The sequence below is a fragment of the Streptomyces sp. NPDC052020 genome (genome assembly GCF_040680575.1).
In the GTDB taxonomy this organism is placed as follows: domain Bacteria; phylum Actinomycetota; class Actinomycetes; order Streptomycetales; family Streptomycetaceae; genus Streptomyces.
Map to the genome: position 1 here is coordinate 71,008 of NZ_JBFAWY010000006.1, position 23,254 is coordinate 94,261.

At 73.8% G+C, this 23,254-nt stretch carries 23 protein-coding genes and 1 riboswitch; of the genes, 11 read left to right on the forward strand and 12 right to left on the reverse strand.

Annotated features, from left to right (window positions below):
- Positions 1 to 21: 21 nt before the first annotated feature.
- Positions 22 to 1,002 carry a zinc-binding dehydrogenase gene (locus tag AB0L74_RS07770; protein WP_365646944.1) on the reverse strand — a complete coding sequence of 327 codons (981 nt, stop codon included), beginning with the start codon at positions 1,000 to 1,002 and terminating at the stop codon, positions 22 to 24.
- Between the two features lie 194 nt (positions 1,003 to 1,196).
- On the opposite strand from AB0L74_RS07770, the gene AB0L74_RS07775 reads away from it, so the two are divergent.
- Positions 1,197 to 1,895, forward strand: a complete 699-nt coding sequence (locus AB0L74_RS07775) for a pentapeptide repeat-containing protein (RefSeq protein WP_365646947.1) — start codon at positions 1,197 to 1,199, stop codon at positions 1,893 to 1,895.
- Positions 1,896 to 2,019: 124 nt separating this feature from the next.
- Here AB0L74_RS07775 and AB0L74_RS07780 read toward each other — a convergent pair whose 3' ends face one another.
- From AB0L74_RS07780 to AB0L74_RS07790, 3 genes are all read right to left on the reverse strand, one after another.
- On the reverse strand, positions 2,020 to 2,520 hold the full coding sequence (locus AB0L74_RS07780) for a hypothetical protein (RefSeq protein WP_365646949.1): 501 nt from the start codon (positions 2,518 to 2,520) through the stop codon (positions 2,020 to 2,022).
- A 247-nt stretch (positions 2,521 to 2,767) separates the two neighbouring features.
- Positions 2,768 to 3,406: a response regulator transcription factor gene (locus tag AB0L74_RS07785; protein WP_365646952.1), complete on the reverse strand. Its 639-nt coding sequence runs from the start codon at positions 3,404 to 3,406 to the stop codon at positions 2,768 to 2,770.
- Positions 3,403 to 4,608, reverse strand: coding sequence for a histidine kinase (locus AB0L74_RS07790; RefSeq protein ID WP_365647495.1), 1,206 nt, complete (start codon positions 4,606 to 4,608; stop codon positions 3,403 to 3,405). The genes AB0L74_RS07785 and AB0L74_RS07790 overlap by 4 nt, the downstream gene beginning before the upstream one ends.
- 231 nt (positions 4,609 to 4,839) lie before the next feature.
- Here AB0L74_RS07790 and AB0L74_RS07795 point away from each other — a divergent pair, with 231 nt between their 5' ends.
- Positions 4,840 to 6,255, forward strand: a complete 1,416-nt coding sequence (locus AB0L74_RS07795; protein WP_365646955.1) for a M1 family metallopeptidase — start codon at positions 4,840 to 4,842, stop codon at positions 6,253 to 6,255.
- 61 nt (positions 6,256 to 6,316) lie between these two features.
- On the opposite strand, the gene AB0L74_RS07800 is transcribed toward AB0L74_RS07795, so the two are convergent.
- The gene (locus AB0L74_RS07800) at positions 6,317 to 6,892 is read right to left on the reverse strand and encodes a TerD family protein (RefSeq protein WP_365646957.1); all 576 of its coding nucleotides are present in this window, start codon (positions 6,890 to 6,892) and stop codon (positions 6,317 to 6,319) included.
- A gap of 180 nt (positions 6,893 to 7,072) precedes the next feature.
- On the opposite strand from AB0L74_RS07800, the gene arfB reads away from it, so the two are divergent.
- Positions 7,073 to 7,510, forward strand: a complete 438-nt coding sequence (gene arfB, locus AB0L74_RS07805) for an alternative ribosome rescue aminoacyl-tRNA hydrolase ArfB (protein WP_365646960.1) — start codon at positions 7,073 to 7,075, stop codon at positions 7,508 to 7,510.
- A gap of 9 nt (positions 7,511 to 7,519) precedes the next feature.
- Here the strand turns inward: arfB and AB0L74_RS07810 are convergent, their stop codons facing one another.
- Together AB0L74_RS07810 and AB0L74_RS07815 are read right to left on the reverse strand one after the other, a co-directional pair.
- Positions 7,520 to 7,987 carry a GNAT family N-acetyltransferase gene (locus AB0L74_RS07810; RefSeq protein ID WP_365647498.1) on the reverse strand — a complete coding sequence of 156 codons (468 nt, stop codon included), beginning with the start codon at positions 7,985 to 7,987 and terminating at the stop codon, positions 7,520 to 7,522.
- Positions 7,988 to 8,046: 59 nt separating this feature from the next.
- Positions 8,047 to 8,565, reverse strand: a complete 519-nt coding sequence (locus AB0L74_RS07815; RefSeq protein WP_365647501.1) for a flavin reductase family protein — start codon at positions 8,563 to 8,565, stop codon at positions 8,047 to 8,049.
- Between the two features lie 409 nt (positions 8,566 to 8,974).
- Here AB0L74_RS07815 and cdgB point away from each other — a divergent pair, with 409 nt between their 5' ends.
- The gene (cdgB, locus tag AB0L74_RS07820; protein WP_365646963.1) at positions 8,975 to 10,636 is read left to right on the forward strand and encodes a diguanylate cyclase CdgB; all 1,662 of its coding nucleotides are present in this window, start codon (positions 8,975 to 8,977) and stop codon (positions 10,634 to 10,636) included.
- A 119-nt stretch (positions 10,637 to 10,755) separates the two neighbouring features.
- A complete protein-coding gene (locus AB0L74_RS07825; protein ID WP_365646966.1) occupies positions 10,756 to 11,739 on the forward strand; it encodes a carbohydrate-binding protein in 984 nt (327 codons plus the stop codon).
- A gap of 59 nt (positions 11,740 to 11,798) precedes the next feature.
- On the opposite strand, the gene AB0L74_RS07830 is transcribed toward AB0L74_RS07825, so the two are convergent.
- From AB0L74_RS07830 to AB0L74_RS07840, 3 genes are all read right to left on the reverse strand, one after another.
- A complete protein-coding gene (locus AB0L74_RS07830) occupies positions 11,799 to 12,728 on the reverse strand; it encodes a 1-phosphofructokinase family hexose kinase (protein WP_365646969.1) in 930 nt (309 codons plus the stop codon).
- Between the two features lie 133 nt (positions 12,729 to 12,861).
- Positions 12,862 to 14,007, reverse strand: coding sequence for an N-acetylglucosamine-6-phosphate deacetylase (gene nagA, locus AB0L74_RS07835; protein WP_365646972.1), 1,146 nt, complete (start codon positions 14,005 to 14,007; stop codon positions 12,862 to 12,864).
- A complete protein-coding gene (locus AB0L74_RS07840; protein ID WP_365646975.1) occupies positions 14,007 to 14,954 on the reverse strand; it encodes an ROK family protein in 948 nt (315 codons plus the stop codon). The genes nagA and AB0L74_RS07840 overlap by 1 nt, the downstream gene beginning before the upstream one ends.
- Positions 14,955 to 15,142: 188 nt before the next feature.
- Here AB0L74_RS07840 and AB0L74_RS07845 point away from each other — a divergent pair, with 188 nt between their 5' ends.
- The 3 genes from AB0L74_RS07845 (at position 15,143) to otsB (ending at position 17,680) form a co-directional block, all read left to right on the forward strand.
- A complete protein-coding gene (locus AB0L74_RS07845; RefSeq protein ID WP_365646978.1) occupies positions 15,143 to 16,372 on the forward strand; it encodes an extracellular solute-binding protein in 1,230 nt (409 codons plus the stop codon).
- Between the two features lie 76 nt (positions 16,373 to 16,448).
- Positions 16,449 to 16,745, forward strand: a complete 297-nt coding sequence (locus AB0L74_RS07850; RefSeq protein ID WP_365646981.1) for a DUF3263 domain-containing protein — start codon at positions 16,449 to 16,451, stop codon at positions 16,743 to 16,745.
- A gap of 53 nt (positions 16,746 to 16,798) precedes the next feature.
- On the forward strand, positions 16,799 to 17,680 hold the full coding sequence (gene otsB / locus AB0L74_RS07855; protein WP_365646984.1) for a trehalose-phosphatase: 882 nt from the start codon (positions 16,799 to 16,801) through the stop codon (positions 17,678 to 17,680).
- 85 nt (positions 17,681 to 17,765) lie between these two features.
- Here otsB and AB0L74_RS07860 read toward each other — a convergent pair whose 3' ends face one another.
- A complete protein-coding gene (locus AB0L74_RS07860; protein WP_365646987.1) occupies positions 17,766 to 19,154 on the reverse strand; it encodes a trehalose-6-phosphate synthase in 1,389 nt (462 codons plus the stop codon).
- 189 nt (positions 19,155 to 19,343) lie between these two features.
- Positions 19,344 to 20,315, reverse strand: coding sequence for a glucosyl-3-phosphoglycerate synthase (locus AB0L74_RS07865; RefSeq protein ID WP_365646989.1), 972 nt, complete (start codon positions 20,313 to 20,315; stop codon positions 19,344 to 19,346).
- A gap of 246 nt (positions 20,316 to 20,561) precedes the next feature.
- Positions 20,562 to 20,703: riboswitch (SAM riboswitch) on the forward strand.
- Between the two features lie 18 nt (positions 20,704 to 20,721).
- Here AB0L74_RS07865 and thrC point away from each other — a divergent pair.
- The 3 genes from thrC to AB0L74_RS07880 all read left to right on the forward strand — a co-directional run bounded on the left by thrC (position 20,722) and on the right by AB0L74_RS07880 (position 23,005).
- Positions 20,722 to 22,002: a threonine synthase gene (thrC, locus tag AB0L74_RS07870; RefSeq protein WP_365646992.1), complete on the forward strand. Its 1,281-nt coding sequence runs from the start codon at positions 20,722 to 20,724 to the stop codon at positions 22,000 to 22,002.
- Between the two features lie 61 nt (positions 22,003 to 22,063).
- Complete coding sequence (locus AB0L74_RS07875) at positions 22,064 to 22,339, forward strand: MoaD/ThiS family protein (RefSeq protein ID WP_029387398.1); 276 nt, start codon at positions 22,064 to 22,066, stop codon at positions 22,337 to 22,339.
- A 462-nt stretch (positions 22,340 to 22,801) separates the two neighbouring features.
- Positions 22,802 to 23,005, forward strand: coding sequence for a cold-shock protein (locus AB0L74_RS07880; protein ID WP_004986573.1), 204 nt, complete (start codon positions 22,802 to 22,804; stop codon positions 23,003 to 23,005).
- Positions 23,006 to 23,254 lie beyond the last annotated feature (249 nt).

The following is a 23,254-nucleotide window of genomic DNA, read 5'->3' on the forward strand; positions in this document are numbered from 1 at the left end:
ATCCGTTGTGCTGCTCCCGGGTCATGGCTCCAGGACCACCTTGCCGGTGGTGCCCCGGTTCTCCAGCGCGCGGTGGGCGGCGGCGGCCTCGGCGAGCGGGAAGCGATGGACGGCGGGTGTGAGACGGCCCCGGGCGGCCTCGGTGAGCGCCCGCAGTTCGAGGGTGCGCATCGGGTCGGCGCCGCCGGCCTTGTGCAGCATCACGGGGCCGAGGACCTGCTCGGAGACGCCGTCGACGAGGTAGGGCTCGCCGCCCCGCAGGCCCTCGGCGGACCAGCCGAACACGAGGTGCTTGCCGCCGGGGCCGAGCAGGGCGACGGCTTCCCGGGCGGCGTCGCCGCCGACGCCGTCGAAGACGATGGTGACGGTCCGGCCGCCGAGGTGGGCGCGGACCTTGTGCGGCCAGGCGGGGTCCTTGTAGTCGACGGCGAGGTCGGCGCCGCCGGCCGCGACGCGGGCGGTCTTCTCCGGGCCGCCGGCCAGGCCGATCACCGTGGCGCCGGCGTTCTTGGCGTACTGCACGAGCAGGGTGCCGATGCCGCCCGCGGCGGCCGGGACGAGGGCGACGGAGTCCGGGCCCACCTCGGCGAACTGCACGATCCCCATCGTGGTGCGGCCGGTGCCGATCATGGCGACGGCCTGGGCGAAGTCGAGGTTCGCGGGGATCTCGTGGAGCCGGCCGGCGTCGGTGACGGCGAGTTCGGCGTAGCCGCCGGGGGCGAAGCCGAGGTGGGCGACGACCCGCTTGCCGAGCCAGGTGCCGGGGGCGCCCTCGCCGAGGGCGTCGACGACACCGGCGACCTCGCGGCCGGGGACGGTGGGCAGGGCGGGCAGTTCGGGCAGCGGGCCCCTCATGCCCTCGCGCAGGGCGGTGTCCAGCAGGTGGACGCCGGCCGCGCGGACGGCGACGCGGACCTGGCCCGGGCCCGGCGCCGGGTCCTCGACCTCCTCGTAGGCGAGGTTCTCGGCGGGGCCGAAGGCGTGCAGTCGGATGGCGTGCATGGGGTCCCCCTTGCGTTCGGGCGCGGTGTCGCCGGTCGGGGGCCGGTGCCGTGGATCGAGGCGAGGGCGTCGATCGGGGCGGGCTCACCCGGTCCGCGTGGCGGGACCCAGCCTTCAGCCTCAAGCGAGGTTGAGGTCAAGCCTCCGCCGGTGCGCGGCGGGGATTGTCAGTGGGGCCGTGCAGCATGGTGTGCATGGCGAGGACGGTTGCGGGGGGCGGGAAGCGGGGCGCGGCGGGTACGGAGGTGCGGGCGGCGCGGCGGCCGGCGGTGCGGCTGCCGCCGCTGGTCCCGTTCGGCGACCGGGCGCTGGAGCCGGACGGGGACTACGACGGGCTGGAGTTCCGGGGTACGGATCTCGCGGGGCAGGCGGGGGCGGGCGCCCGTTTCCTGGACTGCGCGCTGACCGAATGCGTTCTGGACGGGACGTCGCTGCCGCACGCCCGGCTCCTTGACACGGTCCTGACCGGGGTACGGGGGGTGGGGACGGGGCTGGCCGAGGCGACGCTGCGCGATGTCGAGCTGGCCGACGCGCGGCTGGGCGGGACGCAGCTGCACGGTGCCGCGCTGGAGCGGGTGCTGGTGCGCGGCGGCAAGATCGACTTTCTGAACCTGCGCGGCGCCCGGCTCAGGGACGTCGTCTTCGAGGGCTGCGTGCTGGTCGAGCCCGACTTCGCGGGCGCACGCCTGGAGCGGGTGGAGTTCGTGGACTGCGCGGTGAAGGGGGCGGACTTCAGCGGGGTCACCCTGCGCGACGTCGACCTGCGGCGGGTCGCCGCACTGGACATCGCCCGGGGGGTGGACCGGCTGGCGGGGGCGGTGATCAGCCCCGTCCAGCTGATGGACCTGGCGCCGCTGCTGGCGGCGGAGCTGGGGATCCGGGTGGTGGACTGAACGCGGCGGCCGGGCTCACGGCAGGGCGCCGTCCGGGCCCGGTTCACGGTGCGGCGCTTACGGGCCCGGTTCACGGCAGGGCGCCGTCCGGGCCCGGCTCACCGTACGGCGTTGTCGGGCCCGTTCACGGTACGCGCGGGAAGCGTGCCTGGAGGGTCCAGATCGCCGGGTTGTCCGCGAGGTCCTCGTGCAGGTCGGTGAGGTCGGCGATCAGGTCGTGCAGGAAGTCCCGCGCCTCCCGGCGCAGTACGGAGTGGGAGAAGGTCAGCGGCGGTTCGGCCGGCGGCAGCCACTCCGCCTCGATGTCGACCCAGCCGAAGCGGCGCTCGAACAGCAGGCGGTCGGTGGACTCGGTGAAGTCCAGCTCGGCGTGCTGGGGGCGGGAGGCGCGGGAGCCGGCCGGGTCCCGGTCGATCAGCTCGACGATGTCGCACAGCGCCCACGCGAAGTCCAGTACCGGCACCCATCCCCAGGCTGTGGAGATCTCCCGGTCCGACTCGGTGTCGGCGAGGTACACGTCGCCGCAGAACAGGTCGTGCCGCAGGGCGTGGACGTCCGCGCGGCGGTAGTCGGTCTGCGGGGGGTCGGGGAAGCGGAGGGAGAGGGCGTAACCGATGTCGAGCACGGGCTGATGGTGTCACGGCGACGGCGGTCCCGCGGCGGCGGAGGGGGCGGCGGTCCGCCGGTGGCCGGCGCAGGACGGGCCACCGGCGGACCCCCGGCGGCGGGCGGTACGGCGCTCGGGTGCGCGGGCCTGCGCGAGCAGGGGAGGGGCGCCGAGGGGGCCGCCGTACGCGGGCCGGGACCGGGGAGCCGAGGGGCCGTACGCGGGCTGCCGCTCGGGGGCCGGGGGCCGCCCGGGCCGGGACCCGTCACGGCAGCAGGCGCTGCTCCTTGGCCACCGCCACGGCGCCCGCGCGGGTGTCGACGCCCAGCTTGTCGTAGATCCGGCGCAGGTGCGTCTTGACCGTGGCCTCGCTGATGAACAGGGTCCGGGCGATCTCGCGGTTGCCCAGGCCGCGGGCGAGCTGGGCGAGGATCTCGCGTTCGCGGCCGGTGAGGGAGGGGCGCGGGTTGCGCAGGCCGGCCATGACGCGGCTGGCGACCGGCGGGGAGAGCGCGGTGCGGCCCCGGGCGGCGGCGTGGATGGCGGTGAACAGTTCCTCGGGGCGTTCGGCCTTCAGCAGGTAGCCGGTGGCGCCGGCCTCGATGGCGCGGGTGATGTCGGCGTCGGTGTCGTAGGTGGTCAGCACCAGGACGTGCGGGCGGGGGCCGGGCCCGGAGGTGAGGCGGCGGGTGGTCTCCACCCCGTCGATGCCCTCGCCGAGCTGGAGGTCCATCAGCACCACGTCCGGCGCGAGCTTCGCGGCCAGCGCGAGCGCCTCCTCGCCGGTGCCCGCCTCGCCCGCCACCTCGATGCCGGGGGCGCTGTCGAGCAGGGCGAGCAGCCCGGCGCGGACGACGACGTGGTCGTCGCAGACCAGGATGCGCACGGGGCCGGGAGCGGTCATCGGGGGTTCTCCAGGGGGACGGCGGCGGACAGGACGGTTCCCTCGCCGGGCGCCGACTCGACGGTCAGGGTGCCGCCGAGCTGCCGCAGCCGGGCCCGCATGGCGGGCAGGCCGTGGCCGCGCACCCCGGCCGACGAGCCGGCGCCCGGCGGCGCGTCCGGGTCGAACCCGCGGCCGTCGTCGCCGATGTCGAGGACCACCTGGTCGTCGAGGAGGGTGAGGGTGAGCGCGGCGGTGGTCGCGCCCGCGTGCTCGCGGACGTTGGCCAGCGCGCCCTGGGCGACGCGCAGCAGCGCGGACTGGACGCGGTCGGGCAGCAGCGGGGTCCGGCCGCCGCCGTCGACGTGGACGCGTACGGTCAGGTGCTCGCCGGACTCCCGCTCCGCCAGGGCGCGCAGCGCCGCGGCGAGGCCGCCGCCGCGGGCGAGGTCGGCGGGGGCGAGGTCGTGGACGAAGCGCCGGGCCTCGGCGAGGTTGTGCTCGGCGACGGACGCGGCGGCCCGCACATGGGCGTGTGCCTTGGCCGGGTCCGCCTCCCACACCCGCTCGGCCGCCTGGAGCAGCATCCGCTGGCTCGACAGGCCCTGGGCGAGGGTGTCGTGGATCTCCATGGACAGGCGCTGGCGTTCGGCGAGGGTGCCCTCGCGGCGTTCGGAGGCGGCCAGTTCGCGGCGGGTGCGGATCAGGTCGTCGATCAGGGCGCGCTGCCGGGCCGCCTGGCGTTCCGTGTGCAGGAAGACGGCCGTGGCCAGGGCGGCGACGGCGGGCGGCGCGAGCAGCAGGTCGGGGTCGAGGCGCCCGGCCAGCCGGAGCTGCGCGGCGACGACGAACAGGGTGAGGACACCGGCCAGTGCCAGTGCCGCCCGCGCGGGCAGCGTGCGCAGGCCGGTGTAGAAGAGGGGCACCGCGCACCAGGAGAAGCTGGGCGCGAGGACGACGAGCACCAGCCACACCGCGACGACCAGGCCCAGCCAGGCCGGCCGCCGCGGGCCGGGCAGCGCGCCGGGGCGGTCCAGCGCGGGCCCGAGCAGGTGGAGCAGGGCCAGGACGACGGACAGGGCGACGATCCACGGGGTGCGGGGCTCGCCGGGGTGGCGCAGCAGGAAGCGGGCGAGGGCACCGCCGAGCAGCAGGAAGAACGCCGCGTGCAGGACGGCGCCGAGCCACCGGGCGTCCGGGGCGTGGTCGTACGGCTCGGCCATCCGGCGCACCTCCTTCCAGGGGCCCGTGCGCACCGCGTCGAACTGGGCAAACACCACCATTGTCGCCGCCCGGCCCGCCCTCGGGGTCAACCGATCGGACGACCCCGCCCCGGCCCGCCGGCCGGCACCTTCGAACGCCCGCTGCCCGCCCCGCCCTGCCCGACCCGCGCGGAACGCGGCCTACGCGGCCTACGCCGTCTGCGCCGCGCACCCCGCCCATAGGATCACGGGGTGCGCTCTCCTCGCCTGCTCGTTCCGGTCGCCGCCGGTGTCGCCGCCGCCCTGGCCGCGCTCACCGCGTGCGGCGGGGACGGTGTCCACGGCACCCCCGGCGGCTCCGGGGTGCGCGACCCGTACTTCCCGAAGGCCGGCAACGGCGGCTACGACGTCACCCACTACGCCCTCGACCTCGCCTACGACCCCGGGGCGCACCGCCTCACCGGCACCGCGACCCTCACCGCCCGCGCCACCCAGGACCTCTCCGCGTTCAATCTGGACCTCAAGGGACTCGACGTCCGGCGCGTCACCGTGGACGGGAAGGCGGCCCCGTGGAACCGCGCCGGCCAGGAGCTGACCGTCCGGCCGCCGGACGACATCGGCGACGGCGCGGAGTTCCGCGTCGCCGTCCGCTACTCCGGCGCCCCGGAGACCATCACCGACCCGGACGGTTCGCAGGAGGGCTGGCTGCGCACGGACGACGGGGCGGTGGCGCTCGGCCAGCCCACCGGCTCCATGGCCTGGTTCCCCGGCAACCACCACCCCTCCGACAAGGCGTCGTACGACATCGAGGTGACCGTGCCGAAGGGCCTGCGGGCGGTCTCCAACGGCGAGCTGACCGGCGAGCGGACCAGCCGGGACCGCACGTCCTTCACCTGGCACACCGCCGAGCCCATGGCGAGCTACCTGGCCACCCTCGCCATCGGCGACTACGAGATCGCGCGCTCCGCCACCGGGGACGGCGTGCCCGTGTACACGGCGGTCGATCCGGACCAGGCCGAGGCGAGCCGGGCGGTCCTCGCGCGGATCCCCGAGGTCCTGGAATGGGCCCGGGACCTGTTCGGCCCCTACCCGTTCGCCACCGCCGGCGCGATCGTCGAGGACCCGGAGGACGCCGGGTACGCGCTGGAGACCCAGAGCCGGCCCGTCTTCCCCGGCGCCCCCGACGTGGTCCTCCTCGTCCACGAGCTCGCCCACCAGTGGTACGGCGACTCCGTCACGCCGAAGAGCTGGCGGGACATGTGGCTCAACGAGGGCTTCGCCACGTACGCGGAGTGGCTGTGGGAGGAGGACCACGGCGGCGACAGCGCGCAGGAGACCTTCGAGGCGCTCTACGACGGCACGCACTTTGATGACGCGGAGGAGGGGGAGGCCCTCTGGGCCTTCGCGCCGGCGAACCCGCCCGACGCCGAGCACGTCTCCGCCGGCCCCGTCTACCTGCGCGGCGCGATGGTGCTGCACAGAATCCGGCAGACGGTCGGCGACGACGCCTTCTTCGGCCTGGCCCGGAGTTGGGCGAGCGCCCACCGCCACGGCACCGCGGACACCGGCGACTTCACGGCCTATGTCGAGAAGAAGGCGCCCGGCCACGACTTCGACGGGATCTGGGAGGAGTGGCTGTACGGCGACGGGAAGCCGGAGCGGCCCTGACGGCGGACACGGCGAAGCCCCCGGCCTGCCCGGCCGGGGGCCCGTCACCGCGGGGCGTCCGTCAGACGTTGACGCCGAAGTCCTGGGCGATGCCGACCAGGCCCGAGGCGTATCCCTGGCCGACCGCGCGGAACTTCCACTCGGCGCCGTTGCGGTACAGCTCGCCGAAGACCATCGCGGTCTCGGTGGCGGCGTCCTCCGACAGGTCGTAGCGGGCGATCTCGGTGCCGCCGGCCTGGTTGATGATGCGGATGTAGGCGTTGCGGACCTGGCCGAAGTTCTGGCCGCGGTTCTCGGCGTCGTAGATGGAGACCGGGAAGACGACCTTGTCGATGTCGGCCGGGAGCGCGGCGAGGTCGACGTTGATCGCCTCGTCGTCGCCGGCGCCCTCGCCGGTGCGGTTGTCACCGGTGTGGACGATCGTGTTGTCCGGGGTCTGCTTGTTGTTGAAGAAGACGAAGTGGGCGTCGGAATAGACCTTGCCCTGGGCGGTGACCGCGATCGCGGAGGCGTCGAGGTCGAAGTCGGTGCCGGTGGTGGTACGGACGTCCCAGCCGAGGCCCACGGTGACGGCGGTCAGGCCCGGAGCTTCCTTGGTGAGCGAGACGTTGCCGCCCTTGGACAGGCTTACAGCCATTGCGGGAGTCCTTTCCTCGTTTACGTACGCAAGAAGCTACAGCTACCCCAAGGAACGACGAGAGGGGTACGCGAGGTTCCAGGTGTCTTTACTTTCTTTACCGGCATCTTCCCGGCGTCTCACCTCGCCTCGCGGGGCGCGCGGATATTCGGGTGACGCGGACCGGACGGAGCCGGGAACATGGACGGCATGCCAGGTCCCCATGTCATCCGCGGCTCGGTCTCCCTTCCGGAGGCGGAGCTGATGTGGCGTTTCTCCCGGTCGTCGGGGCCCGGCGGACAGCACGTCAACACCACCGACACGCAGGTGGAGCTCCGCTTCGACCTGGCGCGGACCGAGGCCCTGCCCGAGGTGTGGAAGCAGCGGGCGCTGGAGCGGCTCGCCGGGCGCCTGACCGACGGCGTGGTCACCGTGCGCGCCGCCGAGCACCGCTCCCAGTGGCGCAACCGCGAGGCCGCCGCCGTACGCCTGGCCGCCCTGCTGGCCGAGGCCACCGCGCCGCCGCCCAAGCCGCGCAGGCCGACCCGGGTGCCGCGCGGCATCAACGAGCGCCGGCTGCGGGAGAAGAGGCAGCGGGCGGAGACCAAGCGGGGCCGGTCGCCGAAGAACTGGTCCTGACCGGCCCGATCAGGCGAGGTCGAGGACGCCGACCGTCTGGTCCCCGCTGGTCTCGCCCGTGATGCGGAAACCCAGCCCGAGGTAGAAGCCCTCCGGGCCGTCCGGGCCGGGGTGCCAGCAGACGTGGAGGTGGTCGCCGCCGCGGCGGCGGATCTCGGCGGCCACCGCGTCGACCGCGAAGCGGCCGTAGCCGCGGCCCTGCTGCCCGGCGTCGATGTTCAGCCGCCACAGCCCGGAGCGGAAGAGGGTGCCGTCACCGTTCCAGTCGATGCCGAAGAACGCCATCAGGAACCCGACCGGCCGGCCGCTGTCGACGATGAGCCGGGGCCAGGCGACGCCGGGGTGGACGTACGCCTCGGCGAGCGACTTCGCCACGGGGGAGACCGCGTGCTCCTGGTCGGGGCGGACGCGGAGGGCGAGCGCGGCGTCGATGTTGTGCGGGGTGATCTCTTCCAGTCGGGGCGCGGGTGCGGGCATGGAGGTCATCCCTGCACGGTAGGCGGGCCGCCCGCCGGGCCGCCACGGAGATTCCGGGCTCAGCCCAGCTGCCGGTACCGCCCCCGGAAGTACGTCAGCGGGCCGCCCTCGGCGCTCGGCACGCGGGCGGTGAGGACCCGGCCGATCACCAGGGTGTGGTCGCCCGCCGGCACGCGCTGCTCGGTGCGGCATTCCAGGGTGGCCAGGGCGCCGCCCACCAGCGGGGCGCCGGTCGCCTCGCCCCGGGTGTAGGGGATGTCCTCGAACAGCAGGCGGTCGCTGACCCTGCCCTTCATGGCGAAGCGGCCGGCGATGTGGCGCTGGCTCTCGGAGAGCACGGAGACCGCCCACAGGGGCTGCTCGGCGAGCAGGTCGTCCATGCGGGAGCCCTCGCGCAGGCTGACCAGGACCAGCGGCGGGTCCAGGGAGACCGAGACGAACGCCGTGGCCGTCATGCCGGCGTACTCGCCGAGTGGCGCCTGGGGGTCGTCCGGGTCGAGCGGCGGCTCCTGCGCGGTCACCAGGACCACGCCCGAGGCCAGCCGCGACATGGCGGCGCGGAACTCGTCGTTGCTCACCCCCTCAGCATGCCCGGCGGCGGACGGCGTCGGCGAGGAGGCGACGACGGGGGAGGCGGTCGGGGAGGCGGTGACAGAGGAGGTGTTCGGCACGTCCGTCACGCTAATGGCCGCCCCCGGCGGCCCGCATCGGGCCCCGGTCCCAGCCGGGACCTAGGACCTCGGCACGAGTCGCGCGCATGCCGGACAAACAACGCCTTCGGGTTCCGCACGGGGTGAAGGCAGGAACACCACTCAATTGTTCACGTTTACCTGTGACTTGAGTCACAAGGGGCAATAATTGTTGACCCTGTGTACCGAGTGGGCAGCGCGCTGTGATTCAGTGGCGGGGGAGCCGCGAGGGCACCACCCGGAAACGGCGCCGGACAGATCCCTTGATTCGCTGCGATGTCTCGGGGGGAGGGCGAGCATGGAGACCGAGTCGGAACCGTACGTCCGTCTTGCGTCCCTGCGCCAACTGCACCAGGTCATGGCCGACATGAACACGGCCCGCAGTCTGGCGGACACGCTCCAGACCGTCGCCGACGGCGCGGTCCAGGCCCTCGGCTACGAACTCGCCTGCGTCAACCTGGTGCGCCCCGACGGCGACCTCGTCGTCGCCGCGTTCACCGGCAACCCGGCGGCCGAGGCCCTCATCACCGGCCGCGTCGGTTCCCGCGAGGCGTGGGACCGGCGGCTGGGCATGGGCGAGCGGTGGGGCGACCTGGTGTTCATCCCGCACACCGAGGGCTGGGTCCTCGACGACGACGACGTCCCGCAGTGGTACACCGACGGGCCCGAGCCCCGCTTCGCCGACGAGTGGCATCCGGCCGACCGCCTCTTCGCCCCCATGTACGCGCCCGGCCCGCACGGCGGCCGGTCCAGCGGCGAGCTGATAGGCGTGCTCTCCGTGGACCGCCCGCGCAACGGGCGGCGCCCCGGCGCCTGGGGCCGCGAGGCCTTGCAGATGTACGCCTTCCAGGCCGCCATCGCCATCAGCAACGCCCGGCTGCGCGCCAACATGCAGCGCGCCCTGGTCCGGCTGGAGCGGGAGCAGCAGGCCCTCAGGGCGAGCGAGGAAAGCTTCCGGCAGGCGTTCGAATACGCTCCCTCCGGCATGGCGATCGCCGAGATGGGCGGTGAGCAGCACGGCCGCATCCTGCGCACCAACGACGCCCTGTGCCGCCTGCTGGGCCGGCCCGCCTCCGCGATGCGCCGCTACGCCTTCTCCGACCTCGTCCACCCCGAGGACATAGGCACCCTGCTCCGTACCTCCGCCGAGGGCGGCCGGGCCGAACTCCGCCTCGGCCGCCGCGACGGCAGCTATGTCTGGGTGTCCCTGCGCAACAGCGTCGTCGCCGACGCCGCCGACGGCCCCCGCTTCCTGCTCACCCACGTCGAGGACATCGAGGAGCGCAAGCGCCGCGAGCTCCAGCTCGCCCACCGCGCCTCCCACGACTCCCTCACCGGCCTGCCGAACTCCGCCGAGCTGCGGGCCCGCCTCTCCGCGCGGCTGTGCACGCGCCCGCCGGCCGCGCAGCCCACCGCGGTCGACGCCATGGACGCGGCGTGGGCCCATCCCGTCGCCGGCTCCGGCGGCCACCCCTTCGACTTCCCGGCCGGCGCCGATCCGTACGACGCCTACGACCACCATGTGCACGCGGTCGCCCCCGAGGGCGACCGGGACGACGGCACCAAGGGGCTCGCGGTCCTCTTCTGCGACCTCGACGGCTTCAAGTCGATCAACGACCGGTTCGGGCACAACGCGGGCGACGCCGTCCTCATCGAGGTCGCCCGGCGGCTGAGCAACGGCGTGCGGGACGGCGACACCGTCGCCCGGCTCGGCGGCGACGAGTTCGTGATCCTCGCCGACGGGCTCGGCCGGGCCGACGCCCAGGACCTCGCCGTACGGCTGCGCAACGAGATCATCCAGCCGATCCGCGCCGAGGGGCGGGCCGTCCGGGTCGGCGCCAGCTTCGGCATCGGGTGGGCGCACTGCGGCATGACCGCCGACGAAGTCCTGAAGTCCGCTGACGAACGGATGTACGTCGAGAAACGATCTCGTCCCAAACAGCACCGGCGGGCCGGCTGAGCCCCAGGTCGGCGGCCTGACGCGAGATCGGTCACCTCTTCGGGGGATCGGAAGCGGGTAGGCTCGCTCTCTCACCACCCGTACCGCAATCGCACCGCATCTGGTTAGGAGACCTAGGGATGACGCCCGGCAACAACGGCGCGAGCACGCCCGAGGACGACGACCCGTTCGGCTACCTGTACGCCGACGGGCAGGCCAACGGGGCCCAGCCGCCGTCCGGTGGCTACGGCTACCCCCACTCGGTCAACCGCGTGCGGACCGTCGGTTCCCGGCAGTACGGGCAGCAGAGCCAGGCCGCCCCCTACGGCCAGGCGCCGCAGCAGCAGGGCGCGTACGGCCGGCCCAACCCGCACTACGCCGCCCCGGAGACGCTCCCGGGCGGCCCCGGCGGCCCCGGCGTCCCCGGCGGCCACGGTGCGGCCCAGCGCCCGGCGCCGCACGGCGCGGGCGGCCAGAGCGGCGGCCGGGGCCGCGGGCCCAACACCAAGGGACTGCTGATCGGCGCGGTCGCGGTGGTCGCCGCGGTCGTGATCGGCATCGGCGTGGCCATGACGACCAGCGACTCGGACGACGACAAGGGCGACCAGGCCGGCCCGAGCACGGCTCCCACCCAGTCGCAGACCTCCGAACCGGCCCCGTCGAGCAGCGGCAGCGCCGACAGCCAGGTCGAGCTGCCGACGATCGACGCCAAGGCGCTGCGGCTGGGCGGCAGCGCCACCCTCGCCTCGGACGTGGCGGGCGCCGAGTCCGACGGCGGCATCTACGTGGCCAACCTCAACCAGCCCGGCGCCTCGGTCACCTGGACCGTCAACGGCATCCCGAAGGACGGCGCCTACACCGTCTTCGCCCGCTACAGCGCGGCCGGCGAGGACCAGTCGATGACGCTGACGGTCAACGGCAAGGAGTTCGGCAACAAGCTGAACCTGGGCAACTTCGCCCGCGCCCAGGACGGCGACTTCGCCAAGGGCTGGACCGAGACCTACGCCTGGCCGACCCTCAACAAGGGCACCAACACGATCACGCTGTCCTGCCAGGACGGCGACAAGTGCAACGTCCTGCTGGACCAGCTCTGGCTGAAGGAAGGCCAGGTCAAGCGCAGGTAGGGCCTCTCGCTCGGATCGTGCCGGGCCCGCGGGGTCCGGCCTGGTCCAAGCGGAAGACCCTAGGCCGCGGTCGCCTCCGCCGTCACCGCCACCCGTCCCAGCAGCTCCCGGTAGGCCGCCCGGTCGAACTCGCCCGCCACCGGTGCCAGCACGGTCGCCGCCGACAGGGCGGTCGCGCGGGCCAGCCGGTCCGGCCAGGGCAGGGCTTCCACCAGGCCCGACAGCAGACCCGCGACCGCGGAGTCGCCGGCGCCGGCCGGGTTGCCCCGGACCCGGGCGGGCGGGGCGGCGCGCCAGCGGCCCTCGGGAGTCGTCGCCAGCAGCCCGTCGGCGCCGAGCGAGGCCACCACGGAGCGGGCGCCGCGGCGGCGGGCGTCCTGCGCGGCGCGCAGCGGCTCGTGGGAGCCGGTCAGCTCGGCCAGTTCCTCGGCGTTGGGCTTGATCAGGTCGGGGCGGGCGGCGACCCCGCGGCGCAGCGGCTCGCCGCTGGTGTCCAGCAGGACCGGAACCCCGGCGGCGCGGGCCGTCCGTATCAGTCCGGCGTAGGCGTTCACCGGCACGCCCGGCGGCAGGCTGCCGCACAGGGCGACCGCGCGGGCACCGGCGAGCAGCTCCCCGTACGCCTCCTGGAAGGCGTGCCACTCGGCGGGCGTCACGGCCGGGCCGGGCTCGTTGAGCTGGGTGGTGTCGCCGGCGTCCTCGTCCACCACGGCGATGGTGCGCCGGGTCGCGCCGGACACCGGGACCAGCGCGTCCGCGATCCCCGGCGTGCCGATCAGCCGCTCCCGCACCTCCCGGCCGGTGGCGCCGCCCGCGAAACCGGTGACCGTCACCTCGTGCCCGAGGGCGGCGAGGACCCGGGCGACGTTCAGCCCCTTGCCGCCGGGGCGTTCGGTCACCTCCGAGACCCGGTGGGAGGCGTGCGGCCGAAGGGCCCGTACGCGGTAGGTGATGTCGAGAGCGGTGTTCAGCGTGACCGTGAGGATCACTGGGCCTGCCTCCCCCGGTTGACTCGCCCGACATGTGGTTTCCGGAGGGTGTTTCCGGAAGGCCGATCATGCCAAAGAGACGGCGGGCGGCCCAGTCCCGTAACCGGCCACCGTGCGGTGACCGGGGGACGGATCAGCCCAGTTGGGGATCGACCACCCACGCACCCCGGCGCATCACGCCCTTCACGTCGAAGGCGGCGTCGAGGACGACGAGGTCGGCGTCCTTGCCGGGTTCCAGGGAGCCCACGCGGTCGGACAGGCCGAGCAGCCGGGCCGGGTTGGCGGACAGGGCCGCCACCGCGTCCTCGACCGGGAGCCCGTCCACGGTCACCGCCCGCTTGAAGGCCCGGTCCAGGGTGAGCGTGGAGCCGGCGATCGAGCCGCCGTCCACCAGGCGGGCCACCCCGCCCTCGACCTCGACTTCCAGCGGGCCGAGCATGTACCGGCCGTCGCCGAAGCCGGCCGCGTCCATCGCGTCGGTGATGAAGGCGACGCGGGCGGCGCCCGCGTGGTGGAAGGCCAGCCGGAGCGCGGCCGGGTGCAGGTGGACACCGTCGTTGATCAGCTCGACCGTCACCCGCTCGTCCTCCAGGAGGGCGGTGATGGGGCCCGGGGAGCGGTGGCCGAGCGGCGGCATCGCGTTGAACAGGTGCGTGGCGACGCGCGCGCCCGCCTCGATCGCCTCGACCGTCTGCTCGTAGGTGGCGTCGGTGTGGCCGACCGCCGCGATCACGCCCCGGTCGGCGAGCATCCGCACGGAGTCGATGCCGCCGGGCAGCTCGGTGGCGAGGGTGACCATCCTGGCGTGGCCCCGCGCGGCGTCGACCAGCTTGCGGACCAGGGCCGGGTCGGGGTCGCGCAGCAGCTCCTCGGAGTGCGCGCCCTTGCGGCACGGGGAGATGAAGGGGCCCTCGAAGTGGATGCCGGCGATGTCGCCCTGCTCGGCCAGCTCCGCCAGCAGCCCGGCGCGGCGGGCGAGGAAGTCCAGGTCGCCGGTGACGGCGGAGGCGACGAGGGTGGTGGTGCCGTGCAGGCGGTGGGTGTGGATGCCCCGGAGCACCTCCTCGGTCGTCCCGGAGGTGAAGGAGGCGCCGCCGCCGCCGTGGTTGTGCAGGTCGACGAAGCCGGGGACCACCCAGTGGCCGGTCAGGTCGACGGTCTCGGCGCCGGGCGGGGCCTCGGCGGCGATGCGCGTGCCGTCGACGGCCAGGCGGCCGTCGTCCACGGTGCCGGTGGGCAGTACCACCCGGGCGCCGGCGAGAACCTTGCTGGGAGCCATCAGGTGGTTACCTCCGGGGGAGTCGTAGGGGTGTGCAGCAGGTCCCAGGCCATGAGCCCGGCACCGAGGCACCCGGCGGTGTCCCCCAGCGCCGCGGGGACGATCTCGGGCAGCTTCTGGAAGGTGACGCGCCGCCGGACGGCGTCCCGCAGCGGTGTGAACAAGGTTTCCCCCGCCTCGGCCAGGCCGCCACCGATGATCAGCGTGCGCGGGTCCAGCAGAGTGAGCGCGGTGACCAGCCCGTCGGCGAGCGCCTCCACGGCCTCCCGCCACACCCGCTCGGCCCGTACGTCCCCGGACACGACGGCCTTGGCGCAGTCGGCCGCGTCCGCGCCGGGATCCTGGCAGGCCGCGGCCCACGCCTGGCCGACGGCGCCGGCGGAGGCGTACCGCTCCAGGCAGCCGGCCTGCCCGCACGGGCAGGGCAGGCCCTGGGGCCGTACGACGATATGGCCGATCTCCCCGGCGAAGCCGTGGGCGCCCGCCTCCACCCGGCCGTCGATGCCGATGGCGCCCGCGATGCCGGTGCCCAGCGGCACGAACAGGAACCGGTCGGCGCCGCGCCCGGCCCCGACCCGGCCCTCGGCCAGGCCGCCGGTGCGCACGTCGTGCCCGAGGGCGACCGGCAGGCCGCCCAGCCGCTCGCCGAGCAGGGCGCGCAGCGGGACGTCGCGCCAGCCGAGGTTGGCCGCGTAGACGGCGGTGCCGTGCCGTTCGTCGACGATGCCGGGGACGGCGACGCCGGCGGCGCGGGCCGGCTCGCCGAACCGGTCGGCTCCCACGGCGCGCAGCTCGGCGGCGAAGTCGAGGATGTCCGCGACGACCGCCTCGGGTCCGCGTTCGCGCCCCGTGGCCCGGCGGGCCTGGTGGAGCAGTTCGCCCCCGGCGCCGACCAGGGCGGCCTTCATCCCGGTGCCGCCCACATCGAGGGCGATGACATGTCTCACGGGGGACAGTGTGGCCCGTCCACCCGCAAGAGGTCTAGTCCACTGGTGTGGTGTAGACCTTAGGGCTGCGGTTTCGAAAATTTTCGCGTTTCGGAGCAACAGAGTCCGATTCTGTTGGTTCTCGCGCGAGGCACGGCAACGTTTGGGGCGGATCGGTGCAGCGGCTGAAGGCAGGAACGATCGCGGTGATGTCCGCACTGGGCATGACGGCGGTTCTGGGGGGCTGTGGTCTCACCGGCGACTCCGAGGTCACCTTGAAGCTCGTGGCCGCCGACTACGGCGACAGCAAGGCCAACAGCTCCCAGAAGTACTGGGACGAACTGGTGAAGGCGTACGAGGCCGAGCATCCCGACGTCAGGATCGACGTCACCGTCCACTCCTGGAACGACGTCGACCGCAAGGTCCGCGAGATGGTCGACGCGGGCGAGGCGCCTGACATGGCGCAGATCGGCGCCTACGCCGACTACGCGGACAAGGGCCTGCTCTACCGGGCCGACGACGTGCTCTCCATCCCCGTACAGGCCAACTTCGTCTCCCAGCTGGAGAGCGCGGGCCAGGTCAACGGAGTGCAGTACGGCATGCCGTTCGCGGCCTCCACCCGCGTGCTATTCTACAACAAGACCCTCTTCGCCGAGGCCGGGATCACCCCGCCCAAGAGCTGGGACGACCTCGCCGAGGCCGCCGAGGCGCTGAAGGCGCAGGGCGTGAAGTACCCCTACGCGCTGCCGCTGGGCCCCGAGGAGGCTCAGGCCGAGACGCTCCAGTGGCTGCTCAGCGGCGACGGCGGCTACACCGAGTCGGTCGGCTCCTACCGCATCGACTCCGCCGAGAACGTCGCCACCTTCGCCTGGCTCAAGGACGAGCTGGTCGGCAAGGACCTCACCGGACCGGTGGCCCCCGGCGAGCTCAACCGGGCCGCAGCCTTCACCGCGTTCGCCCAGGGCGACGTCGGCATGCTCAACGGGCATCCCTCGCTGATGAAGATCGCCGCCGCCAAGGGCGTCAAGTTCGGCATGGTGCCCACCCCGGGCGCTGAGGGCCCGAGCAAGGCGACCCTCGGTGTCACCGACTGGATGACGGCCTTCAAGCAGAACGGCCACCAGGAGCAGGTCGGCGACTTCCTCGACTTCGTCTACAGCGACGAGAACGTCCTCGGCTTCTCCCGTGAGTACGACCTGCTGCCGGTCACCACCTCCGCGTCCGAGGCCATGAGCACGGCCGCCCAGGACAAGGAGCTGCGGCCCTTCCTGGACGAGCTGCTGTCGTCCGAGCTCTACCCGGTCGGCAAGGTCTCCTGGGCCGAGGTCAGCGCGGAGATCAAGAAGCGGATCGGCCGGGCGGTCGCCCCGGGCGGCAGCCCGGAGGCCGTGCTCGGCTCCATCCAGGCCACGGCGACCCGGGCGGAGAGCGCGGAGTAGCGAGCGGCGGAGGACCGGCGGCGGGGTGGTGGCCGGAGGCCGTCCGCTGTCGGTGCCGCGCGTTACGGTGGCGGGCATGGAGCAGGAGCAGCCCGAAGAGCTCGGCGGAACCGGCGGGACGGGTGGGCCCGGCGGGAGCGGCGCGCCCGGTCGGCTCGGTGAACGCGAGTTGCGTGTCCTCGCCCTCGAACGCCGTGGCTTCCCCGGCCCCGGCGCCAAGGAGCGCGCGATACGGGAGGAGCTGGGGCTGGCCCCGGTGCGCTACTACCAGGTGCTCAACGCCCTGCTGGACGACCCGCGGGCCCTCGCCGCGGACCCGGTGACGGTCAACCGGCTGCGCCGGGTCCGCGAGGCCCGCCGGGCGGCGCGCTGAGGCGGGCGGGCTCGGGGGGCGTAGCGGCGGCCCGTCGGGGATAGGTTCGCCCTATGGGCAGCAACAAGGACTCCACCGACGTCCCCTCGCATCCCCTGGACGACCCGCCGACGCCCGCGACCGAGGCCGGACGGGAGGGCCTGGACGCCCTCCTCGCGCGCCCCGGCCGCGCGGTGGTCGCGCTGGACTTCGACGGCACGCTCGCCCCGATCGTGCCCGACCCCGACCAGGCCCGCGCGCACCCCGACGCCGTACCGGTGCTCGCGGCCCTCGCCCCCCGGCTGGCCGCCGTCGCGGTGATCACCGGCCGCCCGGCCGAGGTCGCCGTCCGGTACGGCGGTTTCGCGGGCGTGCCCGGCCTGGAACACCTCGTCGTCCTCGGCCACTACGGCGCCGAGCGCTGGGACGCCGCCACCGGCGAGGTCACCTCGCCCGCCCCCGACCCCGGCGTCGCGGCCGCCCGCGCCGAGCTGCCGGGCCTGCTGGAGAAGGCCGGGGCCGGGCCCGGGCAGGGAACGCGGGTCGAGGAGAAGGGGCGCGCGTTCGCCGTCCACACCCGCCGCGCCGCCGACCCGCAGGCCGCCTTCGAGGCCCTGCGCGCCCCCCTGTCCGACCTGGCCGCCCGCCACGGCCTCATCGTCGAGCCGGGGCGGATGGTCCTGGAACTGCGCCCGCCGGGCATGGACAAGGGCGTCGCCCTGACCGAGTACGTCCGCGCGATCGGGGCGGAGTGCGTCCTCTACGCGGGCGACGACCTCGGCGACCTGCCGGCCTACGCGGCCGTCGACGAGCTGCGCGCCGCCGGTACGCCCGGCGTCCTGGTGTGCAGCGGCAGCGACGAGGTGACGCGGCTGCGGGAGCGGGCGGACCTCGTCGTGGACGGCCCGGCGGGCGTGGTGGGCCTGCTGCGGCACCTGGCGGCACGCCTCGCCTGACGGGGGCCGGCGGCCCGGTCGGGGGAGAGGCGGTCCGGCCGGACGCGCGTCGGCGGGCCGGCCGAGTCCGGCCCGCCGAGGTCGGTCAGTCCCGCAGGGCTTCCAGCTGCTCCAGGAACCACCGCGCCGGGGGCAGGGCGGTCGCCGCGGCGGACAGGCGCTTGGCGCGTTCCGCCCGCTCCCCGGCGGGCATCGACAGCGCCGTGTGCAGGGCCTCGGCCGTCTGGACCACGTCGTACGGGTTGACGGGCACCGCGTCCTCGCCGAGTTCCTCGAACGCGCCGGCCTCCCGGGACAGCACCAGCGCGCAGCCCTCGTCGGAGACGACGGGCACCTCCTTGGCGACCAGGTTCATGCCGTCCCGGATGGGGTTGACCAGCGCCACGTCGGCCAGCCGGTAGGCGGCCAGCGAGCGGGCGAAGTCGTCCTCGACGTGCAGGACGACCGGCGTCCAGTCCGCCGTCCCGTACTCCGCGTTGATCTCCTCGGCGAGCCGCCGTACCTCGGCCGTGTAGTCGCGGTACACGGCCAGATCCTGTCGCGACGGGTAGGCGAACGCGACGTGCACGACCCGCTCCCGCCACTGCGGGCGCTCGGCGAGCAGGTGCCGGTAGGCCAGCAGGCCGCGCACGATGTTCTTCGACAGCTCGGTGCGGTCCACCCGCACGATCGTCTTCCGGCCCGGGCCGATCTCCGCCCGCAGCGCCGCCATCCGCTCGTCCACGTCCGCCTCGTGCGACCGCCGCCGCAGGAAGTCCCCGTCCGCGCCGAGCCCGTGCACGCCGACACGGGTGTCGCCGAGCCCCCCGGCGAACGCCTCGCAGCAGGCGGTGAACGCGTCCGCCCAGCGCTGGGTGAGGAACCCGAGCCGGTCCGCGCCCAGCATGCCCCGCAGGACCTGCCCGGCCACGTCGTCCGGCAGCATCCGGAAGTACTCCGGCGGAGCCCACGGGGTGTGCGAGAAGTGCCCGATGCGCAGGTCGGGCCGCAGCTCGCGGAGCATCCCCGGCACCAGCGTCAGGTGGTAGTCCTGGACGATCGCGACCGCCCCCTCGGCGGCCTCCTCGGCCAGCGCCTCGGCGAAGGCCCGGTTGAAGCGCTCGTACGCCGCCCACTGCCGGCGGAACTCCGCGTCGAAGACCGGCTCCAGCGGCGTCTGGTACAGCATGTGGTGGACGAACCACAGCACCGAGTTGGCGATGCCGTTGTAGGCGTCGGCGTGCACGTCGGCCGGGACGTCCAGCATCCGCACGCCGTCCTCGCCGGCCCCGCGCCGCACCGCCTCCCGGTCACCGTCGGACAGCGCCGAGCACACCCACAGGGCGCCCGCGTCCGGCCCGATGGCCGACAGCCCGGAGACCAGCCCGCCGCCGCCCCGTTTGGCGGTGAGCGAGCCGTCCTCCTCCACCTGGTACGAGACGGGCCCACGGTTGGAGGCCACCAGGACCTGAGCAGCACCGAACGTTGAAGCCATACGCCTCAACCTAGCCCGGGTCCCGATCGCTCAAACGTGCCCACGCGGCGCCCCGGCGGCTTTTCACCGCGGTCACTCGTGTGCCGGGCGTGCGCGGCGCCACGGGAGAGTCCGCCGGCGGCGGGGCGCACGCCGGCGCCGGCCGGGCGGCGGCACCGGCCGGCGCGGGAGGCCGGGGGCCGTACCGGCTCACGCCACCCGCCGCCGCGCGTACTCCGCGACCTCCACCATCGGCGGCCTCTCCTCGGTGTCCACGGAGTACGTCCGCGGCTCGAAGCCGTCCTCGCCGCGTTCGAACTGGGTGAGGGACGGCCGGATCAGATGGCCGCGGGCCAGCCGGAGCTGGGCGGTGCGGTAGATGGCGGCGGCCATCCGGCCCAGCGCCTGCCCGTCCTGGTGGCGGTGCTTGCGCACGCCCACGTCGACCTGGGCGAGGGCGTTCAGGCCCACCAGGTGCAGGGCGTCGACGAGCATGCCGAGCTCCACGCCGTAGCCGACGGGGAAGGGGAGCTGCTCCAGCAGGGAGCGGCGGGCCGCGTACTCGCCGCCCAGCGGCTGGACGAACCCGGCCAGTTGCGGCCAGTGCATGTTGAGCAGCGGGCGGGCCATCAGCTCGGTGACCCGGCCGCCCTGCCCGGCCGCGGCCGTCCGGTCGGCGGACGCGCCGGAGACCGTGAGCGGACGGTCGTACATCGCCTTGACCAGGTGCACGTCCGGATCGGTGAGCAGCGGGCCCACGATGCCGGTGACGAAGTCCGAGGAGAACTCGCGCAGATCGGCGTCGACGAAGCAGACGATGTCGCCGCGCGTGGCCAGCAGCGAGCGCCACAGCACCTCGCCCTTGCCGGGCACGGCCGGGATGCGCGGGAGGATCTCGTCGCGGTGGACCACCCGCGCGCCCGCCGCGGCGGCCACCTCGGCCGTGCGGTCGGTGGAGCCCGAGTCGACCACGACGAGCTCGTCGACCAGGGGGGCCTGGAGGATCAGGTCGCGGCGGATGGCCGCGACGATGTCGCCCACGGTCGCCTCCTCGTCGAGCGCGGGGAGCACGACGCTGACCGACTGCCCCGTGGCGCGCTTGGCGGCGAGGACCTGGTGCAGCGGCCGGTCGGCCAGGGACCAGGAGCGTGCGCGCAGCCAGCGCTCGACTTCTTCCAGCACGGTCGGTGGCTCCTTCGCGTCTGCTAGGCGGTCCGGACCGTCCGGTCCGGCGGGGCCCGGTTCCGGCCCGGTTTTCCCGGTGATCCGGTCCGGTGCGTCTTTTCCGGTGGTCCGGTGTGATCCATCTCGCGGTTCGGACGACTATCTCAACTGTCCTGGCCGTCGGTTACAGTCTTGAACAACGCGGATGACCATCGCATGTCGGGGGTCGCACCCCTGCTCGCCCGCGTTCACACAACCGCATACAGCTCATCCAGAGGGGCAGAGGGACACGGCCCGTTGAAGCCCCGGCAACCCTCCAGTCGGTTCTCGTTCAGGAGCGAGGCTCCCGGCTAGGGAAGGTGCCAAATCCGTCTCGTGGCGAGGTGCGCCGCGAGGAAGATGAGGAGAAAGGGCCTCGCCTCACATGGCTGTGCAGACTGTCGCAAGCACCACCCCTTCCGTCGACCTCGGGCCTGCCGCGGCGCTTTCCTGCCGGGAGTGCGGCCACCGCGTCCCCCTCGGCCCGGTCTTCGCGTGCGAGGAGTGTTTCGGCCCCCTGGAGATCGCCTACGACTTCTCGGGCTACGACACCGAGGAACTGCGCCGGCGCATCGAGGCCGGTCCCGCGAACATCTGGCGCTACGCCCCCCTCCTGCCCGTCCCGGCCGACGTCGCCGGCAAGCCGAACCTCAACCCCGGCTGGACCAAGCTGGTCAAGGCCGACAACCTCGCCCATGAACTCGGCGTCACCGGCGGCCTGTACGTCAAGGACGACTCCGGCAACCCGACCCACTCCTTCAAGGACCGCGTCGTCGCGCAGGCCCTGGAGGCCGCCCGCGCCTTCGGCTTCACCACCCTGTCCTGCTCCTCCACCGGCAACCTGGCCGGCGCCGTCGGCGCCGCCGCCGCCCGCGCCGGCTTCCGCTCCTGCGTGTTCATCCCGCACGACCTGGAGCAGGGCAAGGTCGTCATGGCCGCCGTCTACGGCGGTGAGCTCGTCGGCATCGAGGGCAACTACGACGACGTGAACCGCTTCTGCTCCGAGCTGATCGGCGACCCGGCCGGCGAGGGCTGGGGCTTCGTCAACGTCAACCTGCGGCCCTACTACGCCGAAGGGTCCAAGACCCTGGCGTACGAGATCTGCGAGCAGCTCGGCTGGCGGCTGCCCGACCAGATCGTCGTCCCGATCGCCTCCGGCTCCCAGCTCACGAAGATCGACAAGGGCCTTCAGGAGCTCATCAGGCTCGGCCTGGTCGAGGACCGGCCGTACACGATCTTCGGCGCGCAGGCCGAGGGCTGCTCGCCGGTGTCCACCGCCTTCAAGGCGGGGCACGACGTGGTCCGGCCGCAGAAGCCGAACACCATCGCCAAGTCCCTCGCCATCGGCAACCCGGCCGACGGCCCCTACGTCCTCGACATCGCGCGCCGCACCGGCGGTGCCGTGGAGGACGTGACGGACGAGCAGGTCGTGGACGCGATCAAGCTGCTCGCCCGGACCGAGGGCATCTTCGCGGAGACGGCCGGCGGCGTGACGGTGGGCGTCACCCGCAAGCTGATCGAGAACGGCCTCCTGGACCCGGCGAAGACGACCGTCGTCCTCAACACCGGCGACGGCCTGAAGACCCTCGACGCGGTGGCCGGCACCGGCCTGACCGCGACGATCCGGCCCACCCTCGACTCCTTCCGCGAGGCCGGCCTCGCCTGACCCGGGCCCCAGGACCTCGGTCCGCGCCCCCCGTACGTCATCCCGACCGGAGGATTCCCCCGTGAGCGTCACCGTCCGCATCCCCACCATCCTGCGCACCTACACCGGCGGCCAGGCCGAGGTGACCGCCGAGGGCGCGACCCTCGCCGAGGTCATCGCCGACCTGGAGAAGAACCACACCGGCATCGCCGCCCGCGTCCTGGACGACCAGGGCAAGCTGCGCCGCTTCGTCAACGTCTACGTCAACGACGACGACGTCCGCTTCGAGCAGGGCCTGGAGACGGCCACCCCCGACGGGGCCGGCGTGTCCATCATCCCGGCGGTCGCCGGCGGCTGACCGGAACCCGCCGCCGCCTCCGGTGACGGCGGCGTTCCCGGGTTCCCCGCCTTGCCCCCTCCGCAAGAGAAATCGCCTCCTCCGCAAGAGAAGCGGAGGGGGCAATTCCGTGTGGTTGAGCGCGGTACAGTTGGGGAACACGTTGCCGATCACCCGATCGGAAACCCGTGAATTCCTGCCGCTCGCCCGACAAGATGTAGCCAAAGTGTGCGCGTCTTTTGTGGCTTTCACTCCCTTTGTGGAGCCCGACTTGCCCGGCATTCCACCGAATTCTCACCACATTCCGGACCGCGCGCGTCCAGATTTCTCGTCCGATTGACCTGTTGCAGACGGCAGTTGGACAGATACATTCGGCCGCGGTCGACGCGTTCCGGCGCACGCCCCCAGTCGTTGGGGGGTGAGGTCTGACCCGGGTCCGCGAAGTGTGGATCTGTGCAAGGGCCAGTAATAGGGGAGTTAGGCATGGCTCAGGGCACCGTCAAGTGGTTCAACGCGGAGAAGGGGTACGGCTTCATCGCGGTCGACGGTGGTGCGGATGTTTTCGTCCACTACAGCGCGATCCAGATGGACGGCTACCGCACCCTGGAAGAGGGCCAGCGGGTCGAGTTCGAGATCTCGCAGGGCCAGAAGGGCCCGCAGGCCGACATGGTCCGCGTCACTGCCTGAACGCGCGACCGACCGCTAGCGAAACGGTCTTCTCGGGAGGGCTCGCACCCGGCACGGGTGCGAGCCCTCCGTCGTGTCCGGAACCCGGCGCGCGCTCCGCGCGCGTGCGGCCGCGCGCCCCGCCCGAACCCCGAGAGGCGCTTGCACTCGGCATGCCCGAGTGCTAATCATTGCGTTAGCACTCTGAAGGTGAGAGTGACAGCGAAGGACCGGGTCGGTGAGGCCCGCGGGCCGGGTGGGGCAAGGAAC

Bases quoted from the DNA above. Each gene is read 5' to 3' on its own strand.
- thrC (WP_365646992.1), top strand. From the start codon at position 20,722: ATGGCTGTGCAGACTGTCGCAAGCACCACCCCTTCCGTCGACCTCGGG.
- AB0L74_RS07785 (WP_365646952.1), bottom strand. From the start codon at position 3,406: ATGACCGCTCCCGGCCCCGTGCGCATCCTGGTCTGCGACGACCACGTC.
- AB0L74_RS07790 (WP_365647495.1), bottom strand. From the start codon at position 4,608: ATGGCCGAGCCGTACGACCACGCCCCGGACGCCCGGTGGCTCGGCGCC.
- AB0L74_RS07810 (WP_365647498.1), bottom strand. From the start codon at position 7,987: ATGCCCGCACCCGCGCCCCGACTGGAAGAGATCACCCCGCACAACATC.
- cdgB (WP_365646963.1), top strand. From the start codon at position 8,975: ATGGAGACCGAGTCGGAACCGTACGTCCGTCTTGCGTCCCTGCGCCAA.
- AB0L74_RS07775 (WP_365646947.1), top strand. From the start codon at position 1,197: ATGGCGAGGACGGTTGCGGGGGGCGGGAAGCGGGGCGCGGCGGGTACG.
- otsB (WP_365646984.1), top strand. From the start codon at position 16,799: ATGGGCAGCAACAAGGACTCCACCGACGTCCCCTCGCATCCCCTGGAC.
- arfB (WP_365646960.1), top strand. From the start codon at position 7,073: ATGGACGGCATGCCAGGTCCCCATGTCATCCGCGGCTCGGTCTCCCTT.
- AB0L74_RS07850 (WP_365646981.1), top strand. From the start codon at position 16,449: ATGGAGCAGGAGCAGCCCGAAGAGCTCGGCGGAACCGGCGGGACGGGT.
- AB0L74_RS07845 (WP_365646978.1), top strand. From the start codon at position 15,143: ATGTCCGCACTGGGCATGACGGCGGTTCTGGGGGGCTGTGGTCTCACC.
- AB0L74_RS07800 (WP_365646957.1), bottom strand. From the start codon at position 6,892: ATGGCTGTAAGCCTGTCCAAGGGCGGCAACGTCTCGCTCACCAAGGAA.
- AB0L74_RS07880 (WP_004986573.1), top strand. From the start codon at position 22,802: ATGGCTCAGGGCACCGTCAAGTGGTTCAACGCGGAGAAGGGGTACGGC.
- AB0L74_RS07825 (WP_365646966.1), top strand. From the start codon at position 10,756: ATGACGCCCGGCAACAACGGCGCGAGCACGCCCGAGGACGACGACCCG.
- AB0L74_RS07860 (WP_365646987.1), bottom strand. From the start codon at position 19,154: ATGGCTTCAACGTTCGGTGCTGCTCAGGTCCTGGTGGCCTCCAACCGT.
- AB0L74_RS07770 (WP_365646944.1), bottom strand. From the start codon at position 1,002: ATGCACGCCATCCGACTGCACGCCTTCGGCCCCGCCGAGAACCTCGCC.
- nagA (WP_365646972.1), bottom strand. From the start codon at position 14,007: ATGGCTCCCAGCAAGGTTCTCGCCGGCGCCCGGGTGGTACTGCCCACC.